Here is a 2,238-nt window from a genome sequence, read left to right on the forward strand (position 1 = left end):
TGTACAGGCAATCTCTTTAAGTACTGAAACCTTTACAGTTCTGCCATTTATTCTAGCCACGCTTTTACCGTCTGAGTAAATAACTCTTGTTATTATAACTTGGTCATCTTCGTAATCAATGCCATATTTTTCTAAAACTTCTCTAAGGTTTGAGCTTTTTGATGAAACTAATATTTCTGCTACTCCCTTATTTGTCCCCTTTCTTAAAAAAGATCTATCGTATTTTTCTCCTAAACATAAACCTAATGCCTCAATTATTATAGACTTACCTGCTCCGGTTTCCCCTGTAAGTATATTTAAACCGTTATTTATATTAAGCCTACACTCTTCAATTAAGGCGCAATTTTTCATATACATTTCAAGGATCATATTAAACCCCCTCTTTCTCGACTAAATTTCTTTTTGATTAATGATTCAGCTTATGTGAATCTTCCACAACCTTAATTATTTGCTTTTTATAGTCTTCTTCATTAAATGTATAACCCTCATTGCTATTTTTTAAGTGAATAAGATATTCTATATTTCCTTCTGGTCCCTTAATAGGTGAATAATCTAAATTTAAAATTGAAAATCCATTTTCTACAGCAAATTTTGAAATCATTTCTATTACTTCAATATGAGTTGACTTTTCTCTAACGACTCCCTTTTTACCAACCTTTTCTTTGCCTGCTTCGAATTGTGGCTTTATAAGTGCTACAATCTCTCCACCAGGTATAATTAAATTGTGGGCAACTGGTAAAACTAATCTTAGAGATATAAATGATACATCTATAGATGCAAAATCAGCAAATTCTTTAGTATCTTCTATTGTTACATATCTTATATTAGTTCTCTCCATGCAGACAACTCTTTCGTCTTGTCTCAATTTCCAAGCTAACTGTCCGTAACCAACATCTATTGAAAATACTTTTTTTGCGCCATTTTGTAGCATACAGTCTGTAAATCCTCCTGTAGATGCACCGATATCCATACATACCTTATCTTTTAAGCTTAAATCAAAGTTTTTCATAGCTTTTTCTAGCTTCAATCCACCTCTGCTTACATAAGGTATAGGATTACCCTTTACTTCTATTTTAGCATCTATTTTTACTTCTGTACCAGCTTTATCACATTTTTGATTGTTTACAAATACAAGACCTGCCATTATAGATCTTTTTGCCTTTTCTCTACTTTCAAAAAATCCTTGTTCTACTAATAAAACATCTATTCTTTTTTTCATAAAACTACCTTTCAATTATTTATTATATTTTTATTTTTTCATTTTTTTAACATTTTAATCAGATTTATCACTAAAAAAAGAATATACTCTTTTAAATAAAGTATATTCTTTCTCTATTTTAAACACTTGAATTATATCATATTCTCATAACTTTTTCAATTTAAGAAATTATCCAAAATTTATATATTTGAAGCAATTACTCCAATTAATATTCCCAATGCTGCCCCAACTAGCACCTCTTTTGGAGTATGTCCAACTAATTCCTTCAACCTCTCATGTTGATCAAATTTTCCATGGAAAAAATCATCTACTATTTGATTTAAAATTTCAGCTTGTTTACCTACAGCCCTTCTAACTCCAGAGGCATCGTACATTACAATTATGGCAAAAACAGCAGTCATGGCAAATTCTGTAGATGCAAAGCCCTTGTCAAATCCTACAAGCACGGCAAGAGCTGTAACAAATGAACTATGGGAACTTGGCATTCCTCCTGAAATTGCGATTCTTCTAAAATCTATTTTACTTTCTTTGCCAGTAAATATTTTTATAAACTGTGCTAAAAAACAAGAGAATATACTAATCAGTAAAATTCTATTTTGAAAAATATCCACTATCGTTCCTCCTAAATATCCTATAAATTAATGATCTCTAGAAATTATATAATCAGCTAAATCCTTCAAAAATTCAGAATCTCCTGATAGCTTTGATATACTTTCTTTAGCTTCTTCTATTAAATTTTTAGCGACTTTTCTAGATTCGTCAAGACCAATTAAAGCGGGATATGTAGACTTGTGATTTTCTATATCACTGCCTATAGGCTTACCCAATACTTTTTCATCTCCAACTATATCTAAGATATCATCTACTATTTGAAAAGCCAATCCTATATTTTTAGCGTATTTAGTTATATTTTCTAGCTCTTCTTCTGTAGCCCCACCTACAGTAGCACCGGCTCTCATACAGCCGACAATCATGGCTGCAGTCTTATTCATATGTATAAAATCTAGCTTTTCCTTTTC

General features: G+C 31.0%; 4 protein-coding genes. All 4 read right to left on the minus strand.

Annotated elements, in window-relative coordinates:
- The coding region (locus ACI3VO_RS15785) for an AAA family ATPase (RefSeq protein ID WP_439758832.1) at positions 1 to 369 on the minus strand (369 nt) is incomplete at its 3' end.
- A gap of 37 nt (positions 370 to 406) precedes the next feature.
- On the minus strand, positions 407 to 1,219 hold the full coding sequence (locus tag ACI3VO_RS15790; RefSeq protein WP_439758833.1) for a TlyA family RNA methyltransferase: 813 nt from the start codon (positions 1,217 to 1,219) through the stop codon (positions 407 to 409).
- A 179-nt stretch (positions 1,220 to 1,398) separates the two neighbouring features.
- Complete coding sequence (locus tag ACI3VO_RS15795; RefSeq protein WP_439758835.1) at positions 1,399 to 1,833, minus strand: divergent PAP2 family protein; 435 nt, start codon at positions 1,831 to 1,833, stop codon at positions 1,399 to 1,401.
- Between the two features lie 24 nt (positions 1,834 to 1,857).
- The coding region (locus ACI3VO_RS15800) for a polyprenyl synthetase family protein (protein WP_439758834.1) at positions 1,858 to 2,238 on the minus strand (381 nt) is incomplete at its 5' end.

Source organism: Intestinibacter sp. (assembly GCF_051866655.1).
GTDB lineage: Bacteria > Bacillota > Clostridia > Peptostreptococcales > Peptostreptococcaceae > Intestinibacter.